The following is an 18,552-nucleotide window of genomic DNA, read 5'->3' on the forward strand; positions in this document are numbered from 1 at the left end:
TGATGAATAATTTGGGCAAGAAAATTAATGAATTGTTAAAGATGCGTTGCAATAAAATTGGTTTGTGATTTAAAACTTGAGTCAATCGTCAAACTATTGTGCGTAAAATCAATTTTACACAACAAATGGCGGGAAATAAAGGTTGAGAAAAATGAATTAGCATTGCAATTCGCTTCTTATTTTTATTAGTTATGGCTATTATTGTTGTTTTTCCATTTTACTGAATGATTATTACTTCATTTAAAACTGATGCTGATTTAGATCCAACAAAACCACAAGGATTATGACCTGAAATTTGAACTTTTAAGTGGTATACATATCTTTTAGAAAATTCACAAATTAATGTTGGCAAGTATTTATTTAATTCGTTTTTAGTAGCATTTCTTTCCACAATATTGAAATTATTTATTTGTGCTTTAGCGGGATTTGCTTTAGCGCATTATCGGACAAAGTTTCGCGAAGCAATATTTATTTTGTTGTTATCAACATTAATGATTCCTGGGGAAGCGATTATGATTGGGCAGTATTTGCTAATGTTACGGATTGTATGAGATAATACCTTAGAAGCATTAGTAATTCCATTTATTGCTTCGGCTTTTACAATTTTTATGTTACGCCAAGCATTTGAAGGGATTCCGAAATCAATTGTTAGTGCTAGTAAGGTTGATGGGTTATCAACTTTTAAATTTTTTTGAAAAGTAGCGTTGCCATTAGTTCAACCAGTATTATGAACAGCGGGATTAATATCTTTTATTGCTAGTTGGAATGCAGTATTATGACCCGTAACAGTTTTAGATGCTGATTCAAAATGAGTAACTTTACCAATGTTATTATGAGAATTAATTCAAGTAACAGAACCAGGACCTAATAATCCAAGTACGCTAAGAGATCCACAACATTTAAAAATGGCATCTGCTGTTATTTCTATTTTGCCAATGATTGTTTTATATTTACTTACTAAGAAACGCATTATTAATAGTATTACAAAAGATAGTAGTGGAACTAAGGGCTAGGAATTAATAGGAAGGAATAACAATTAATGAAAAAAATTAAGGTAATGCTAACAGCAACAATTTGATTAGGTGCGATTTTAACAACTTTTGCTTGTAGTCATCCGGAACGAAATGTCATTATGACAACTTATTTTAAAAAAGGTCAATTTCAATGAAATGCTTTAGAAAAGGTTATTAATAATTTTAATGCTGTCAATGCTAATAACTCGGAATTTGATCATCGCAAAATAATTTTAAAATTTGTGCAAAATAATGGTGTTGAGAAGGAAGTTAATGCTGGTTATTATGGTGTGAGAAAGTTACCTAATTTGTTTACTAGTTATGCTGATGAGGTTGTTAAATACTCTAAAACTTTACAAGAACAGTTAGTTGATGTTAAGATTCCCGATCTTAGTCCTTGTATTGATAAACCAAGCATTATTGATTCTTATTGACAAGAAACAATGTATAAAGGTAAACAATATACAGTTCCGATTGGAAAGTCATTAGATTTAATGTTTATTAATAAGAAATTATTGTTAGAAGTATTTGCTAAAATTGAGGGTTTAACTCCGCAAGCAAATTTGTTATTACCACTGGGCGATAATTTAAGTAATTATCAAGGAATGAATGGACAATGAAAAGTTAATAAAAGTATTGATTGAAGTAAATTTCAAACTCAACTTAATGTTTTAAAAGAGTGAAATTCTCTGGAAACAATGAAAGCGGGAATTATTACTTGAAGTAGTTATCTTAGTTTAGTGCAAGTAACTAGTCATTTATTAAATAATTTAGCTAATTTAAAGAATCTTAATGAAGTGTATGCAGTAGCGATGGATGATTTGCCTAATGGATTATATGCGCAATATGCTAATAATGAGGCATTAAATTCTGAAACAAAATTTAATGAATTTCTTTATCGTGAAAATAGTAGTGGTGAATTTGTTTTAAACTTAAAAGGAAAGTCTTTTGAAATATTGCAGAAACATTTAAGTGGTCTTCAAAAGTTAAAAGATTTAGCTAATCGTACATCTAATGATATTAAGCGCAATACAGGATTGCATGTTAAAGTACCAACAGCAACATCACCACAAGGGACATTTGCTAGTACCTTGTTTAATCAATCTAAAGCTTTAGTCGGTATTGGTTCAACATCAGGAGTTCAGTTTTTGTTACAGAAAAAGCGCCTTAAACCTGACGATATTTGAGCGTTACCGGTACCATTTTCTACAGGTGGTAAGTATGTTATTCAACAAGGTCCAGGAATTGCGATGTTTAAAATGAATGATCCGATAAAAGATAAAATTTCCGAAGCATTTATTAAATATGTAACATCACAAGAAGCTAATGAAGTTTATGCTTTTGATTCGGGATATTTGCCAATTAATAAAGCTTCCTATGAAACTGGTTCTTCTTATGGTCAAAAATTACATCATGCTCCAACAGAATCTTATTTACAGGTTATTGCGCAAGTATGAGAATTGATGAATGCCAAGCAAATAACAACCGCCTCGCTACCATTAACACAATGAGGTGCAATATTTCGTCAAACGGTATTAAAGTCATTAAATATTTTTTATCAAGATTTATTAAATGCATCATATCCTGAAAGACCATTAACTGAGAAAGAATTTTTAAATATTCTTAAAAGGCAAACCAAAGATGATGGGATTCATGATTTTATTATTGAACAATAAGGTTTTAGATATTTTTTATTAAAATATTTTAAAAATGTAACTAAATATATTTAGTTACATTTTTTTAAATTGAAATATAGTAAAATATAATTCTAGTAAATTTCTGTATGCTATAATAAAATTAAGGTTATTAATTAAGGGGGTTATAGGCTTAAATTATTTATTATTTTATATTAATCTAGTATTTTATTAAGTTAGTAATTAATAAAAATATATAAGGATGGTAAAAAATGAACAATTCAAAACAAGGATTAGTAGCTTTATTAGCGGCAATATCAATTTCAATAACACCAGCGTTAAATATTAGTAATATTACTAATAAGTTAGTAAATAAAAATTATGCAAATGATAGTGAACGCGATAAAAAACAAATTCAATAATTGTATTCAGGAATGATTGAAAAGAATATTCAAACCCAATTAAAGATTATGAAAAATGAAAAAAATATTGTTGCTGAACGAATTGGTAAATATAATCTTGTTGCTAAAACAATTAAAATTCTTGAAGATAAAATTAAAAAACATTTGAATGGGATTGAAAAGGAAGATATTCAATTTATTAAAGAACAAATTGATAAATTAAATACTGCTAATGAAGCATTAGAATTGTTACAACTTGAACTTAGTGATTTTGCTATTAATTTTACGCATGTTGATTATTGAAGAATTTATTCGCGACTTAGTCAAGACATTGAATCTCGTAATGTGTGAATTAAACAATTGCAAAATAAATATGTTGATTCTAATAATAATTTAAGTGATGTGCAAAATGCCATTAGAATTAAAAATCAAATTACAGTATATAATAACTATTCTAATTCGCTAATTTCTATTCAAGATAAAATTATTGCCATAAAACTTCAAGAAGTAGATGCGGATATTGATGCTATGAATCAAAAAATTTCTTTGCAACTTGCTGACTGTGAGGATACTATTAGGGTTTTAATAGATAGTCAAATAGTAACAGCAGATACCCAACGTTAATGATTGAACAACTTGATATTTTAAATGGTCAAATGGTCAAATGGTCAAATTGAGGCATTAGGAGTTGTAAAAGAGAAAATTTTAGAAACTAAAAATGAAACAGAAAAATTTGAAAAAGTAAAAAACTTACTTATTGATATTGATAAAATTATTGATAAAAAACAAACAAATCAACAAGATTTTTTAAATAAAACAATTAATGACAAATAATATCATAATGTTATTAAATTAATATTTATTAAAGTGAAAGGTTTATTTAAAAAATGCCAAATTGTAAAGTTAAGTGCAACTAAATTATTTTTCTAACCAAATATTCGATTGGCGAAAGATAATTTAGTATTTTTCTTGGTCTTTGGTTTAAAGACAATATAAATTTATGAACTGCATTTTTAGTAGTGTTTGAAAAATTAAATTTTTTAGGAAATTTTTCTCTAATTAAACCATTAGTATTTTCATTAGTACCTCTTTGTCAAGGTGAATATGCATCAGCAAAATAAATTTTCACATTTAAATTTTTTTCAAGTTGTTGTCAATTAGCAAATTCTTTACCCCTATCAAATGTTATAGTCTTAACAAGATTATTTGGAAGAATTGATAAATAATGACTAATATTTTTGTTAATAACTTTAGTAGTTCTATTTTCAACTAATATTGCTAAAGTAAATCTTGATGTTCTTTCAACTAAAGTTATTAAACATGATTTACTTTTACCTCGTGATGATACTACAGTATCATCTTCTCAATGGCCAAGAGTTATGCGATTATTAACATTTCGTTCTTTAATGGATTTACCATTAAATTTACCCCGATTTTCTTGAGATTTTCGTTTCTTACCTTTTCTTCTTAAATTTTTACTAGTAACCTTTTCAAGTAATCCAGAATAAATTCAATTGTAAATTGTTTTAAAACTAATAATTCATTCTTGATGAAAATTTTTAATTCTGCCATAAATTTGTTCAGGCGATCAACCTAATAATAATTTTTGTTGTACATATTTTACTAATTCTCTATTTTTAAATTTATGAAAATAAACATGTAATTGTTTTCTATTTTCTGCTTTATTTTGTGCAATTAATGAAAAATAATGATTATTATCTTTATTTCTATTAACTTCTCGATTAATAGTACTAATATTTCGATTAAGATTTTTAGCTATTTCACTAATTTTTACTTTAAATTTCAATTGATTCTCAATATAAATTCTTTCATCTATGCCAAGATGTTTGTATCCCATATAAAAACTCCTTAAATTTACTTTTTCTAAAATAAACTTAGCATCATGAAATTTTTATATGAAATCTTTTGCAATTTTATTTACTTGCACTTACAAGTATAATTCAGCAAATTAATAACTTTGTTAATTTGTGTTAAATTACTGATTTTAAAAATGAAAATTAAAATGCAACCCGCTAAAAATAAATAGCTCACAATGTTTTTAAAATAACCGTTGTAAATATATCAAATTGCTCCTCAATGTCATAAAATTAAAAATGAGGTGCGATTTAATTCAATAAAATGGTTATTTTTTTCTATTATTCATTTGCAAAATTTCATCTTGCACCTCACTTTATTTTTTTGTTAGCGTACTGCTCCAAGTAATTTTTCAAACATTTTAAAGCAAATAAAGAATATTGCCAAAATAAATGGAAAAATGAATATTCAGTAGTCAGCAAAGAAGTTACCGACTTGTTGGCATATTAACGGCAATAATTTCTCACATTTTAGTAAACGCTGTTATAATCGCATTTCATAATTTAGTCATCGCGTCACTAGCTGTTATCTTTGTTACTGCTGGTGCTTCTGTTAAGAAAGTTCCAATCATATAATCACCCCCTTTCTTTTTAAAACATTCATCATTTATATTCAAAGTTTTTCTTAAATTTGTTAAAGCCACGATTAACCTTAACACGATTGTATTTTTTCCTAATTAATTTTGAATTTCTTTGTGAATGCATCACAATGTAACTTCTTGACATTGCTTTTGTCTCTATCTAAATACTGATATGGTTTTTCAAAGTAGCATTAGAATAAATCACACCATAATCGCTGTTAAGAGTCAAAAAGCAATGTTTGCTATTAAAAGTCAAAGTGGTGCTTCGATTAATTTAATTTCTTTACCACCAGTAATGTGAGCCGGAATAGTTGTAATTTGAATAAATAAATCTCAGAAAGTTTGTTTAATTTGTTCTCAATTAAATTCTTTTAAGTTTATTGTCATTTTTTATCTCCCGAAAATCATTTTTATTGGTAAATACATAATTGAAATTAGTGTGAAAAGAAAAGTAATGATAATAATTAATCCGGCAATAAACGCAACTTGTGCAGGCATTTTTTCTATCGGAACAAACAGTTTTAAGAATTCCATAATAATTTCTCAAAACATTATTTTTTATCCGCGTTATTTTCTTTTGAATTAGGAGCTTTAACTCATTCTTCAAAGCGAGCAATAAATACTTTTTCGTCTTTTGTAAAATTACCAGTATTATTTTTAATGGCATTTTTATATTTAATTCGCATTTTTATTTTGGCATAAATTTTATAAGCAAAATATGCCAATAGCATTATGCAAATGATAATAAATATTATTCCAATCGCAATATTCATTTTTAAGCTCCTTTAAAATAGTTATAATTTATATCTTTTTTGTTGTTTTCTTTTTCGGCAATGAAAAAACCTAATAATTCTTGTCCTTTAATTAATTTGGTTTCATTTTCTTTTTGATTAATTGAGATTACTTGATATTTATTATCTTTTATTATTCCGATGCAGATGGAATTTTCATATTTTCCTTTATAAACAAATCGCTTTGGAAACTAAATGCCGATTTGTTCATTAAATCATGGAATTTTTGGTGCTTTAATAAGCATTGCGTTTTGCGTTTCTTTTAAGAGATATTTTTTAGTATTTAAGAAAATGTTTTCAATGTTTTTCATAGTAAATTACCTTTCTTATTTGTTATAAACTAAGTTATATTAACTAAGTTAGTTAACTTAGTTTTTTAAACACTTATATATCGCAGATTTAAGTGTTTAATAAGCTTTGTTAGTAAATTTTGTTTTTTTAATTAGATAAAGATTTTAATAATTTTAAACTTAGCATACCCCTATATAGAAATTTCTACACTTTAATGTCCGCATCCTACCCTTGGAACTAATTTAATAGCGTGTATATTTTTAGGAAATCCGCCCATTCATTTTTTTATTGCAAAATGAAACAAATTGCTATAGCTAATAGGGTGTTATCTATTAACTGGTAAAACTTCTTTTGGTTATGGCGACCACCCACAATTTATCGTGCTTTAATACATACCAACATTATTAATTCACTTGTATTTAATTTTCAAAGAACAAACTTTTAACACCTTATAAAATAAAAAGACAATCATTGCTGACTGTCTTAATACTTATTCAAATATTTTCCTACCTAACAAAACTTTATGCGTCCAGTTAATTTAATAATAAACAGCATTTATCAAATTTTTGCATTTGCGAATAGTTATAGTATAATTAAAAGATAAAAATCAGAATGAATTTTAATTATTGAGGAAACAAATAAGATAAGAAATTATTCTCTGCTTAGCTGGATAATCAATGTGTTATAATAATAAAAGCAATATTTTAAAATAAAATTATATTAAATTAGAGGAGAAAAAATAGTTATGGCAACAATAAAAGTTTTTGCATTAGGGGGACTTGATGAACGCGGGAAAAATATGTATGTGGTGGAAGTTAACCGTGATATATTTATTTTTGATGCTGGTAGTAAAATCCCTGAACGAGAAGCATTAGGAATTGATACTGTTATTCCCGATTTTTCTTATTTAAAAGAAAATGTTAATCGGATTAAAGGATTATTTATTTCTAAACCATCAGACGAATGTTTTGGAGCAATAACATATCTTTTAAAGGATATTAAAATTCCTATTTATGGTAGTAAATTAACAATCTTTTTAATTAAACAAAAACTCTACAAGTTTAAGGTATGACATAGTGAAAATGAATTAATTGAAATTAAAGAAAAGGATATGTTATCTTTTGGTGATAATGAAATTGAAGTTTTTAATACGACAACTTGTATTCCGGGAAGTTTTGGTTTTGCTTTAAAGACTGTTGATGGAACTATTGTTTATACGAGTGATTATATTTTTGATAGTGAAGAACGAACTAATTTTGCTACAGATATGGCACACTTAGCAAAAATTGCTAATAATAAAATTTTATTATTGATGAGTGGTTCTGGTTATGCTAGTCGTAATGATTATACGGCTCCTAATCATAAATGTAAGAAGTTAGTGGAATCAACTTTTAAAGCAGCAAAGTCTAAAATTATTATTGCTTGTCATGAACAAGATTTATATAAAATAAGTGAAATTTTGGAGTTGGTTAGTGAAACTAATCGTGAGGCCATCGTTATGGGGGGCACATTAAAATCAATTTTAGAAGAATTTAAGTCAGGAACTTATTTGCAATTTAATAAAATTAAGTTTAGAAATTTAACTAGTGATGCTATTAATGACAATTCAGTAATTTTTGTTACAGGTAGTGGTGAGCGACTTTATACAAGATTATATAAAATTATTAGTGGCGATGATGAGCATTTAGAAATAAAAAAGTCAGATACTGTGATTTTAGCAGCGCTACCGATTCCTGGTTATGAATTAAAACATGCGAGAATATTGGATGAATTAGCAAGAACTGATGCTCGTTTTATGGCGTTATCCGATAAAAAAGTGTGAGATATGAATGCTTCATATGAAGATATTAAGATGATGATTGGAATTATGAAACCAAAATTTTTTATGCCAATTAAAGGATTACATAAAAATTTTGTTAGTGCGCAAAATAGTGCTCAAGAAGCAGGAATTCTAATTAATAATATTTTAATTAAGGAAAATGGTCAAATTTTAGAGTTTATTAATGGTAAATTAGGACCATCACCATCTTCTTTAAAATATAATAATATTTATGTTGATGGTCTTGGGGTTGGCGATATTGGTGCTGTTGTTTTAAATGAAAGAAAGCAATTAGCTCGTGATGGAGTTTTAATTAGTGGCATTACATTAAATCGTCGTAGTAAAGAGATTGTTTCTTTAGTTGATGTGCAAATGCGTGGGGTTGTTTTTATTCAAGATGATGAGGAATTAACTAATAAAATGCAAGCGAAAGTTCGTACTATTGTTGAAGAACATCAAAAAAAATCAGAGTTTGATGGTACAACAGTTAAAAATCAAATCCGTAGTGAGTTGCAAGAGTTATGTCGTCAAGAAACGGGTAAAAATCCAATGGTTTTAGCAATAATTAATGAGATAAATTAACTATTACTTAAAAAATATGAGGAGATAAAAGGATGAATAGCGATAAAATAAGTAGTGAGTTGCAAGAGTTATGTCGTCAAGAAACGGGTAAAAATCCAATGGTTTTAGCAATAATTAATGAGATAAATTAACTATTACTTAAAAAATATGAGGAGATAAAAGGATGAATAGCGATAAAATAAGTAGTGATTTTGTCGAGTTTGAAAATAATCCTCGCAATACTACAAAATATGAACAAGAACAACAAGCGAAATCCAAAATTATTCAGTTAAAGAAGAAAATTCGGCGTAGTGATAAAATTGGTGGAAAAATATGAGCTTTGTTCATTATTTTTGCTAGTATTTTGGCTCTTGCTCGTTTAACGGTTATTGGTCAATTTTTAGATGATGTTCTTTTCAATTTTCTTTTTGGATGATTTAAATATATTATCTATTTTGTTATTTTAGTAGTGAGTTTTGCAATTTTTGGTGGTATTCAAATTAAAATTAAGAAACGAGTTCAAGTAATGATAATATTACTTGTTTTAGCTATTTGTTGATTTGTGAATGATATTGTATTATTGATTAGTTATCATCGTTCTTCTATTAATGCAGAACAAAATTGGTTTTCACAAGTTATTAGTTCTTATACGGATAATTGATTACAAAATTCTCTTTTTATGCAACGATTAGATATTAAGAAATTTTTTCATATTAATGGCTCATATTTTATTCCTTTTGCTGGTGGCGGATTTATTGGAATGTTGTTTTCAACAGTATTTGGTTATTTAACAACAATTGTTTCTTTAATATGTAGTTTAGTTTTTTTAACGACAATTATTCTTTGAATTTTAACAGGAAATCCTTGATATCTTTATCAATGAAAAGTTAATAAGGAACATAATAGTTTACATATTGTTAGTTTTATGGCTAAAAAGAATGTTAAAAATAAGAAAAATGCTGAGAAGAAATATCAGCAATATTTTGAAACTGTTAATGTTAAAAATATTAATGGTAATGATCGGCAAGTTTTACATACAACAAAAAATTCTGATATTACAATTAAATTACCATCCGTTAATTTACATCATTCATTAATGAATGAAGATTTATTATTTGATGATATTTATAGTAATAAAAATTATCACCATATTGATAATTGAGATTCGAAGTTAACACCAAAAATTAATCTTAATGAGAAGGTAATTAAAGAACAAGAGTATCATCAACAAGCATTTTCTCGTGATGATTTTGGTTATGATCAAACATCATTAATGGAATTAGATGTGGTGCGTAAAGATTTTGCTGCTAATAGTTATTTAACACCTTTTAATAAAGAACAACCACCAATTCAAAAAGAACGGATAAAATCTTATCCAACTAGCTCATCAGCATTAGATGAGGTATTTTCAGTTATTGATCAATCCGATATTCAAGCAAAACAAGCAGTTGTTATTAGTGACAATTTGTCTCCAGAATTTATTGAAGAGATTAATCCTTTGGATAATAAAGTTTCTTCTTCAATAATACCAAGTAATTATTTTCCTTCAATAATTAATCCTAATTATCAATTGCCACCAGTTAGTCTTTTAACAAAACCAATAATTAGTGTTAATCGTGATTTAAATATTAAAACCGCAAAAAATAATGTTGAAAAAATTCATCGTCTTTTTAAACATTTTAATATTAAAGCGCGAGTTACTAATATTAATATTGGACCAGCAGTAACTAAGTTTGAAATTGAACTAGGAATGGGCGTTAAGGTAAGTAAAATTACTTCGTTAGAAAATGATATTAAGTTAGCTTTAGCGTCAAAAGATATTCGTTTAGAAGCACCTATTCATGGTAAGTCAGCAGTGGGAATTGAAATTCCAAATATTTCACCAGCATTAGTTACGATTCGTGAAGTGATGGAAAATGTTCCCCTTAATAAGAAAGATAGTAAATTATTAATGGCCATTGGTAAAAATGTAATGGGAAAAATTTTATTTGCGGAATTAGATAAGATGCCACATTTATTAATTGCGGGTGCTACTGGTAGTGGAAAATCAATTTGTATTAATAGTATTATTGCTTCTTTAATTCTTCGGGTTAAACCGCATGAAGTAAAATTTTTGTTAATTGATCCAAAACGCGTTGAATTATCAGTATATAATAATTTGCCACATTTATTAGTACCAGTAATTACTGATTTAAGAAAAGCCAATCGTGCTTTAAAACAAATTATTAGTGAAATGGAACGAAGATATATTATTTTTTCTAATATTGGCGTGCGAAATATTGCTAGTTATAATCAAAAGGTGGCAATTGAAGAAATGTTACCATATATTGTGATAATTATTGACGAGCTTGCTGATTTAATGGTTGTTGCCGGAAAAGAAGTTGAAGAAAGTATTATGCGAATAACGCAAATGGCACGAGCTTCAGGAATTCATTTAATTATTGCAACCCAAAGACCATCAACAGATATTATTACTGGCATTATAAAAAATAATATTCCATCAAGAATTGCTTTTGCTGTTAGTTCTTCAATTGATTCTAGAATAATTTTAGATAGTATGGGAGCTGAAAAGTTAATTGGTAGGGGTGATATGTTATTTGCTCCTTATGGTCAAATAACACCAACTAGAGCTCAAGGGGTATATATTAATGACGAAGACATTAGTGCGTTAATTAAATTTATTTCTCAGCAACAAAAACCGCAGTTTAATGAACAATTCCATGAATCTACACAAAGGATGAATACTAGTCATATTATTACAGGTGAAGATGATGAATTATATGATGAGATTTGTGATTTTGTTATTGCCAATAAAAAGGCATCAGCTTCATTAATTCAACGAAGATTTGGTGTTGGTTATAATCGGGCAGCAAGATTAATTGATAGTTTAGAAGCTAATGGTATTGTTGGACCGCAAAATGGGTCCAAACCTCGTGAAGTTTTGATTATGAATAAAGAGTAGGAATTTTGATAATGATGTGAGTTAAACCCCTTGTTTTACAAGAAAAAATTAAAAATTTACCACAAAGTTCGGGATGTTATCAGTTTTATAATGAAGCGCGACAATTAATTTATGTTGGTAAAGCAAAAAATATTCAACAGCGGGTAAATAATTATTTTAATAAAGTACATAATTTTAAAACTACTAAATTAGTTCGTGAAATTGCTGATGTGGATTATATTTTAACAATTAATGAAAAAGAAGCATTATTGTTAGAACATAATTTAATTAAAGATAAGCGTCCCCGATATAATATTTTATTAAATGATGATAAAACCTATCCTTATATTAAAATTACTGATGAAAATAATCCTGAATATCGTTTTGTTCGTAAAGTTCAAAAAGATAATGGTAAGTATTATGGTCCTTTTCCTGATGGTACGGGAGCTAGAGAAGTTTTAAAGATATTGCAACAATTATTTCCTTTGCGAAGATGTAAAGAAAGTTTAGGAACGCCGTGCTTATATTATCATCTGCAATTATGTTCAGGTGCTTGTTTTAAAAAGGTTCCTGAGGAATATTATGCCTTGATGAAAAAGAAAATTAATGATTTTTTTCAAGGAAAAAATCAAGATATTAAAAATAAGATTGCTGAGCGAATGCAACAAGCAGCGATTAATTTACAATATGAAGAAGCACAAAGATTAAAAAATGTTTTAGATAAGTTACAATTATTTATTTCTCATCAGTTTGTTCAATTTCCTGATTTTCGTAATCGTGATTTTATTGGTTATGCTATTAAAGATCATAAATTGTCAATAACAGCATTATTTTATCGTAATGGACAATTGCTTTCCAAAGATGAACAAATTTTTACTTTATTTAATGATGATTTAACTGATGCAATGAGAAATTATTTGCAACAGTTATATACTAACAATACTGTTCCCCAAGAATTATATGTTGCAAATATTGTTTTAGATGATTTGGCAGAAGCATTAAATATTAAAATTATTACTAAGCTTACTAAAAAAATGCAAGAAATTATTTCTTTAGCTACTAAGAATGCTCAAGAATTATTAAAGCAACAACTTGTTGATTCCTATCAAATTAAGTATCGTTATTATGAGATTGTTGAACAATTAGGAAAGCTTTTAAAAATTGCGACACCACAATATATCGAAATTATGGATATTGCCAATTTAGGACATGATAATGTTATTGGTGGGGTTATTGTTTATCAAAATGGTCAAGCAATTAAAAAACTGTTTCGTCGTTATAAAATTCAAATTGAACAACAAGGAGATTATCATTATTTACAAAATTTAGTTTATCGTCGTTATTGAAAAAAATTAATGAATAAAGAACCAATGCCAGAGTTAATTATTGTTGATGGTGGTAAATTACAAATTGATAGTGTGCAGTTGCAATTAGAAAATTTAAATATTAGTTTACCGGTTGTCGGTCTTGTTAAGAATAGTCATCACAAAACTGATTGTTTATTAGATAATAAAGGTTATCGGTTGGATATTGCTAAAAAGAGTGCTTTATTTCATTGATTAACTAAAGTTCAAGAAGAGGTCCATAATTATACAGTTTCATTTCATCGTCAACAACGAACTAATTCTTTATTTGTTAATTCGTTAAAAAAAGTTAAAGGATTAGGTGAGTTAACTATTAAAAAGTTATATCAACAGTTTGAAACAATAACAAAAATGAAAGCAGTTTCATTTGCTGAATTAAATGTTATTATTAAAAATAAAACAACAACAAAGGAATTAATTGCTTATTTAAAAGATAATTAATTTAGAAATTTTATTCGTTAAATCGAAAAATTTATTACTAATTTGATGCTAAAATGCTTATATAAAAATATAAGCATTTTTATTTTTAATAAAATAGAAGGAGGATATTATTTATTGAAAATAAAATGCAATGATTAAATTTATAAACTAGATATAGGAGTATTAAATATGAAAAAAGTATTAAAAAATATGTTATTAACAATTGCCCCATTAACAATAAGTGCTAACTTTTTAGTATCTTGTAATCATACTAGTAAAGACAATTTGACTACTATTTTTAATGAATATGGAGCATTACAGTCGGTATTATGAGCAATTTCTGCTGAAAGAAAAGCACAATTATTAACACAATATCGCTTAAAAAAAGACTTATATAGTCAAGTTATCGCAAAACAAAAGCAAGTTGATAAGGCATTAACTAAGGGTAAATTGAATAATAATCTTGTGAAATGAGAACATAATAAACTAACAATTAATCAAACCCAAGAAAATGAGTTTATTCCTGTTGTAGCTGTTGATTTAGATGAAACATTTATTGATAATACGCCATCATCAGCATACAATCTGTTAAATAACAAACCATTTCATCCTCTTGAATGAGATAAGTGGGTTAATTCGCAACAAGCAACAATTTTCCCAGGGGTTTTAGATTTTGTTCAACATGTTTATAAAAATGGGGGATTAGTAATGTTTGTTTCTAATCGTTTGCAAGATACTCATAAAGAAACAACAAGAAATAATTTAATTAAAGAAAATTATCCAAAAGAATTATTACAAGATTTTCATTGATGAATGTCAGGTGTCAAAGATAGTAAACAAAATATTATTAAAGAAAAAGAAGATCGTTATCATTACTTAAACAGTAATAAATTGCATATTAAAGAAGGAATTGCTGTTAATATTCGCATTATGATGGTATTAGGTGATGATATTAATGATTTTAATTCTAATTTTACTAATGCTAAGGATAATATTTATCGTAACTATTATTTAGAGGATAATGATGTCTAACAACTTTTTGGGCAAGTAGCACCAGCCGTTCGTTTTACTAGAAAAAATAACGAAATTACAAAATATTATGCTAATTGTGGGCAACAACCAGATAGGTTATTAAAAAATGAAAAATACCTTGATAATATTCAAGAAGAATTAACTTGTTGATATAGTACTTATGGTTTAATTGGTGGTAACGCGATGTATGGTGGCTGAGATAGTGCTTTTAAGAAGAAACATTTTGAGCAACATAAGACCTCTTATATGAAACAAGCAATTAGAGAATATTTACAAAAGTTTACTTCTTGGGATTAGGAATTAATTCCTTTAATAACTTTGAAAAATATTTAAATAATAGTAAAATGCTTATATAAAAATGTATAAGTATTTTTGCTTTTTACTTTAAAAATTTCACTTTTGAAAATGAATAGGGGAGATAAATATGAAACAGTTGCGTAGTTTTTTGATGTTAGTAATAGTTTTATTAATAAGTTTTAATTTTTTAATATCTTGTAAAAATAATAAAATAACTGATAATAAAATAATTGCTACGATTAATGAATATGGGGCATTATATTCAGTTTTATGAGCGATTTCTCCAGAAAGAAAGGCACAGTTGTTAACTCAATATAAATTAAACATTCATAATGCCAAATTGTAAAGTTAAGTGCAACTAAATTATTTTTCTAACCAAATATTCGATTGGCGAAAGATAATTTAGTATTTTTCTTGGTCTTTGGTTTAAAGACAATATAAATTTATGAACTGCATTTTTAGTAGTGTTTGAAAAATTAAATTTTTTAGGAAATTTTTCTCTAATTAAACCATTAGTATTTTCATTAGTACCTCTTTGTCAAGGTGAATATGCATCAGCAAAATAAATTTTTACATTTAAATTTTTTTCAAGTTGTTGTCAATTAGCAAATTCTTTACCCCTATCAAATGTTATAGTCTTAACAAGATTATTTGGAAGAATTGATAAATAATGACTAATATTTTTGTTAATAGCTGAATTATACTTGTAAGTGCAAGTAAATAAAATTGCAAAAGATTTCATATAAAAATTTCATGATGCTAAGTTTATTTTAGAAAAAGTAAATTTAAGGAGTTTTTATATGGGATACAAACATCTTGGCATAGATGAAAGAATTTATATTGAGAATCACAATTGAAATTTAAAGTAAAAATTAGTGAAATAGCTAAAAATCTTAATCGAAGTATTAGTACTATTAATCGAGAAGTTAATAGAAATAAAGATAATAATCATTATTTTTCATTAATTGCACAAAATAAAGCAGAAAATAGAAAACAATTACATGTTTATTTTCATAAATTTAAAAATAGAGAATTAGTAAAATATGTACAACAAAAATTATTATTAGGTTGATCGCCTGAACAAATTTATGGCAGAATTAAAAATTTTCATCAAGAATGAATTATTAGTTTTAAAACAATTTACAATTGAATTTATTCTGGATTACTTGAAAAGGTTACTAGTAAAAATTTAAGAAGAAAAGGTAAGAAACGAAAATCTCAAGAAAATCGGGGTAAATTTAATGGTAAATCCATTAAAGAACGAAATGTTAATAATCGCATAACTCTTGGCCATTGAGAAGGTGATACTGTAGTATCATCACGAGGTAAAAGTAAATCATGTTTAATAACTTTAGTTGAAAGAACATCAAGATTTACTTTAGCAATATTAGTTGAAAATAGAACTACTAAAGTTATTAACAAAAATATTAGTCATTATTTATCAATTCTTCCAAATAATCTTGTTAAGACTATAACATTTGATAGGGGTAAAGAATTTGCTAATTGACAACAACTTGAAAAAAATTTAAATGTGAAAATTTATTTTGCTGATGCATATTCACCTTGACAAAGAGGTACTAATGAAAATACTAATGGTTTAATTAGAGAAAAATTTCCTAAAAAATTTAATTTTTCAAACACTACTAAAAATGCAGTTCATAAATTTATATTGTCTTTAAACCAAAGACCAAGAAAAATACTAAATTATCTTTCGCCAATCGAATATTTGGTTAGAAAAATAATTTAGTTGCACTTAACTTTACAATTTGGCATACTTTAGTAGTTCTATTTTCAACTAATATTGCTAAAGTAAATCTTGATGTTCTTTCAACTAAAGTTATTAAACATGATTTACTTTTACCTCGTGATGATACTACAGTATCACCTTCTCAATGGCCAAGAGTTATGCGATTATTAACATTTCGTTCTTTAATGGATTTACCATTAAATTTACCCCGATTTTCTTGAGATTTTCGTTTCTTACCTTTTCTTCTTAAATTTTTACTAGTAACCTTTTCAAGTAATCCAGAATAAATTCAATTGTAAATTGTTTTAAAACTAATAATTCATTCTTGATGAAAATTTTTAATTCTGCCATAAATTTGTTCAGGCGATCAACCTAATAATAATTTTTGTTGTACATATTTTACTAATTCTCTATTTTTAAATTTATGAAAATAAACATGTAATTGTTTTCTATTTTCTGCTTTATTTTGTGCAATTAATGAAAAATAATGATTATTATCTTTATTTCTATTAACTTCTCGATTAATAGTACTAATACTTCGATTAAGATTTTTAGCTATTTCACTAATTTTTACTTTAAATTTCAATTGATTCTCAATATAAATTCTTTCATCTATGCCAAGATGTTTGTATCCCATATAAAAACTCCTTAAATTTACTTTTTCTAAAATAAACTTAGCATCATGAAATTTTTATATGAAATCTTTTGCAATTTTATTTACTTGCACTTACAAGTATAATTCAGCATATTTAAAGGATTTATTGACTATTAATTTTATTTAAAATAATTGCAGTTTAAAGCTAATAATGTTATTATTTTTTATGTAGTATAAAATATGCCCATGTAGCTCAGTTGGATAGAGCATGCGCCTTCTAAGCGCAGGGTCAAGAGTTCAAGTCTCTTCATGGGCGCCATTTAAAATAAAAATGTTGGTGAATAATTTTAATGAATAATAAATATTATAGTTTTTTTATTAAGGAAATTGAACAGTTAATTGCTAATGAAAACTATGAGCAAGCAAAAGTTAAGTTAAAAATTGAATTAGATTTACCTTATATACCAAAAAAATATGAACAACAAATTATTAAATTTTATGATGAAATTCAACAGTTAACAAAAGAAAAACCAAATATTAAGCAATGAGATTTAGAGACAATTAAAGAAATTATTAATAATCCTTTTGATGAGGAAATTCATTTAGTAGCATTTAATTTTTTAGAACAGCAAAATGCTAGGAAAATATTATCAACATTACGAGATTATTTAAAAAATTCTTTGTTTAAAAATGAAAATAAAACGCATTTGTTAATAGCTTTAAAGAGACAAGATATTGATGGGGTGTTTATTGTTCAAAAAACACATGGTCAGTATTTTGTTAATCCGATATTGATTTCTGAATTTCATCTTGATGAATGTACTAAAAAAGTTAAAACTATTTTAAGTAATTTTGTTTATAATGATAATCCTAGTTTAGAACAGGTTTGTTGATACTTATGAGAAAATTATTGATATAGTCAGTATCCTAATTTGCCATTAATGGCGGATCTTTCTGCGGTAGTTAGTGCTATTATTTATAAAGCACAAATTATGCAAGGTGATGATGAATGTAAGTTAGAACAGATTTGTCAAAATTTAAAGACTGATGTTGTTCTTACCCAAAGATTTTTATTACAAATTAAGAAAGAACAAATTTTTTAACATTTTATTGTTGAGATATTTGCTAAAGTTTAATTGCATTTAGTAATTAATCAAGGGTATAATTAAATAGTTGAAATATGGGAGGATA

The 18,552-nt window shown here is 26.4% G+C and carries 21 protein-coding genes and 1 tRNA gene; 13 read left to right on the forward strand and 9 right to left on the reverse strand.

All coding sequences use genetic code 4. The features are described from left to right. Nucleotides 1–2 precede the first annotated feature (2 nt). From AAHN02_RS01955 to AAHN02_RS01975, 5 genes are all read left to right on the forward strand, one after another. Nucleotides 3–1,013: a carbohydrate ABC transporter permease gene (locus AAHN02_RS01955; protein WP_342277991.1), complete on the forward strand. Its 1,011-nt coding sequence runs from the start codon at nucleotides 3–5 to the stop codon at nucleotides 1,011–1,013. A gap of 26 nt (nucleotides 1,014–1,039) precedes the next feature. After that, nucleotides 1,040–2,689 (forward strand): extracellular solute-binding protein, encoded by a 1,650-nt coding sequence (locus AAHN02_RS01960; protein ID WP_342277992.1) that lies wholly within the window; start codon nucleotides 1,040–1,042, stop codon nucleotides 2,687–2,689. Between the two features lie 230 nt (nucleotides 2,690–2,919). Continuing rightward, complete coding sequence (locus AAHN02_RS01965) at nucleotides 2,920–3,069, forward strand: hypothetical protein (RefSeq protein ID WP_342277993.1); 150 nt, start codon at nucleotides 2,920–2,922, stop codon at nucleotides 3,067–3,069. A gap of 12 nt (nucleotides 3,070–3,081) precedes the next feature. Further along, nucleotides 3,082–3,672, forward strand: coding sequence for a hypothetical protein (locus AAHN02_RS01970; protein WP_342277994.1), 591 nt, complete (start codon nucleotides 3,082–3,084; stop codon nucleotides 3,670–3,672). Between the two features lie 24 nt (nucleotides 3,673–3,696). Then, on the forward strand, nucleotides 3,697–3,882 hold the full coding sequence (locus AAHN02_RS01975; RefSeq protein WP_342277995.1) for a hypothetical protein: 186 nt from the start codon (nucleotides 3,697–3,699) through the stop codon (nucleotides 3,880–3,882). 79 nt (nucleotides 3,883–3,961) lie between these two features. Here AAHN02_RS01975 and AAHN02_RS01980 read toward each other — a convergent pair whose 3' ends face one another. The 7 genes from AAHN02_RS01980 to AAHN02_RS02010 form a co-directional block, all read right to left on the reverse strand. Beyond that, the gene (locus tag AAHN02_RS01980) at nucleotides 3,962–4,906 is read right to left on the reverse strand and encodes an IS30 family transposase (RefSeq protein ID WP_342277996.1); all 945 of its coding nucleotides are present in this window, start codon (nucleotides 4,904–4,906) and stop codon (nucleotides 3,962–3,964) included. Nucleotides 4,907–4,986: 80 nt separating this feature from the next. Beyond that, a complete protein-coding gene (locus tag AAHN02_RS01985; protein WP_342277997.1) occupies nucleotides 4,987–5,226 on the reverse strand; it encodes a hypothetical protein in 240 nt (79 codons plus the stop codon). Between the two features lie 24 nt (nucleotides 5,227–5,250). Continuing rightward, nucleotides 5,251–5,379, reverse strand: coding sequence for a hypothetical protein (locus tag AAHN02_RS01990; protein WP_342277998.1), 129 nt, complete (start codon nucleotides 5,377–5,379; stop codon nucleotides 5,251–5,253). Further along, complete coding sequence (locus tag AAHN02_RS01995; RefSeq protein WP_342277999.1) at nucleotides 5,351–5,494, reverse strand: hypothetical protein; 144 nt, start codon at nucleotides 5,492–5,494, stop codon at nucleotides 5,351–5,353. Before AAHN02_RS01995 ends, AAHN02_RS01990 begins: the two co-directional genes overlap by 29 nt. Before the next feature lie 165 nt (nucleotides 5,495–5,659). Then, nucleotides 5,660–5,890, reverse strand: a complete 231-nt coding sequence (locus AAHN02_RS02000; protein WP_338967130.1) for a hypothetical protein — start codon at nucleotides 5,888–5,890, stop codon at nucleotides 5,660–5,662. Nucleotides 5,891–5,893: 3 nt separating this feature from the next. Next, complete coding sequence (locus tag AAHN02_RS02005; protein ID WP_338981905.1) at nucleotides 5,894–6,055, reverse strand: hypothetical protein; 162 nt, start codon at nucleotides 6,053–6,055, stop codon at nucleotides 5,894–5,896. Continuing rightward, nucleotides 6,055–6,276 (reverse strand): hypothetical protein, encoded by a 222-nt coding sequence (locus tag AAHN02_RS02010; RefSeq protein WP_342278000.1) that lies wholly within the window; start codon nucleotides 6,274–6,276, stop codon nucleotides 6,055–6,057. The genes AAHN02_RS02005 and AAHN02_RS02010 overlap by 1 nt, the downstream gene beginning before the upstream one ends. A gap of 1,054 nt (nucleotides 6,277–7,330) precedes the next feature. On the opposite strand from AAHN02_RS02010, the gene AAHN02_RS02015 reads away from it, so the two are divergent. From AAHN02_RS02015 to AAHN02_RS02040, 5 genes are all read left to right on the forward strand, one after another. Further along, entirely contained in the window at nucleotides 7,331–8,986 is a 1,656-nt protein-coding gene (locus AAHN02_RS02015) for a ribonuclease J (RefSeq protein WP_342278001.1), read from the forward strand. 163 nt (nucleotides 8,987–9,149) lie between these two features. Beyond that, a complete protein-coding gene (locus tag AAHN02_RS02025) occupies nucleotides 9,150–11,927 on the forward strand; it encodes a DNA translocase FtsK (protein WP_342278003.1) in 2,778 nt (925 codons plus the stop codon). 11 nt (nucleotides 11,928–11,938) lie between these two features. Continuing rightward, on the forward strand, nucleotides 11,939–13,711 hold the full coding sequence (uvrC, locus tag AAHN02_RS02030; RefSeq protein WP_342278004.1) for an excinuclease ABC subunit UvrC: 1,773 nt from the start codon (nucleotides 11,939–11,941) through the stop codon (nucleotides 13,709–13,711). Between the two features lie 168 nt (nucleotides 13,712–13,879). Beyond that, nucleotides 13,880–14,722: an HAD family acid phosphatase gene (locus AAHN02_RS02035; protein ID WP_342278005.1), complete on the forward strand. Its 843-nt coding sequence runs from the start codon at nucleotides 13,880–13,882 to the stop codon at nucleotides 14,720–14,722. A 424-nt stretch (nucleotides 14,723–15,146) separates the two neighbouring features. Continuing rightward, on the forward strand, nucleotides 15,147–15,365 hold the full coding sequence (locus tag AAHN02_RS02040; RefSeq protein ID WP_342278006.1) for a hypothetical protein: 219 nt from the start codon (nucleotides 15,147–15,149) through the stop codon (nucleotides 15,363–15,365). Between the two features lie 12 nt (nucleotides 15,366–15,377). Here AAHN02_RS02040 and AAHN02_RS02045 read toward each other — a convergent pair whose 3' ends face one another. Further along, nucleotides 15,378–15,761: an IS30 family transposase gene (locus AAHN02_RS02045; protein ID WP_342278007.1), complete on the reverse strand. Its 384-nt coding sequence runs from the start codon at nucleotides 15,759–15,761 to the stop codon at nucleotides 15,378–15,380. 111 nt (nucleotides 15,762–15,872) lie between these two features. On the opposite strand from AAHN02_RS02045, the gene AAHN02_RS02050 reads away from it, so the two are divergent. Beyond that, nucleotides 15,873–16,766 carry an IS30 family transposase gene (locus AAHN02_RS02050; RefSeq protein WP_338967881.1) on the forward strand — a complete coding sequence of 298 codons (894 nt, stop codon included), beginning with the start codon at nucleotides 15,873–15,875 and terminating at the stop codon, nucleotides 16,764–16,766. Here AAHN02_RS02050 and AAHN02_RS02055 read toward each other — a convergent pair. Beyond that, nucleotides 16,750–17,403, reverse strand: a complete 654-nt coding sequence (locus tag AAHN02_RS02055) for an IS30 family transposase (protein ID WP_342278008.1) — start codon at nucleotides 17,401–17,403, stop codon at nucleotides 16,750–16,752. The genes AAHN02_RS02050 and AAHN02_RS02055 overlap by 17 nt on opposite strands. Before the next feature lie 200 nt (nucleotides 17,404–17,603). On the opposite strand from AAHN02_RS02055, the gene AAHN02_RS02060 reads away from it, so the two are divergent. Then, nucleotides 17,604–17,680: transfer RNA gene (locus AAHN02_RS02060), tRNA-Arg, on the forward strand. Nucleotides 17,681–17,711: 31 nt separating this feature from the next. After that, entirely contained in the window at nucleotides 17,712–18,464 is a 753-nt protein-coding gene (locus AAHN02_RS02065; RefSeq protein WP_342278009.1) for a DUF3196 family protein, read from the forward strand. The last annotated feature ends 88 nt before the right edge of the window (nucleotides 18,465–18,552 follow it).

Source organism: Spiroplasma endosymbiont of Nephrotoma flavescens (assembly GCF_964030835.1).
Lineage (GTDB): Bacteria > Bacillota_I > Bacilli_A > Mycoplasmatales > Nriv7 > Nriv7.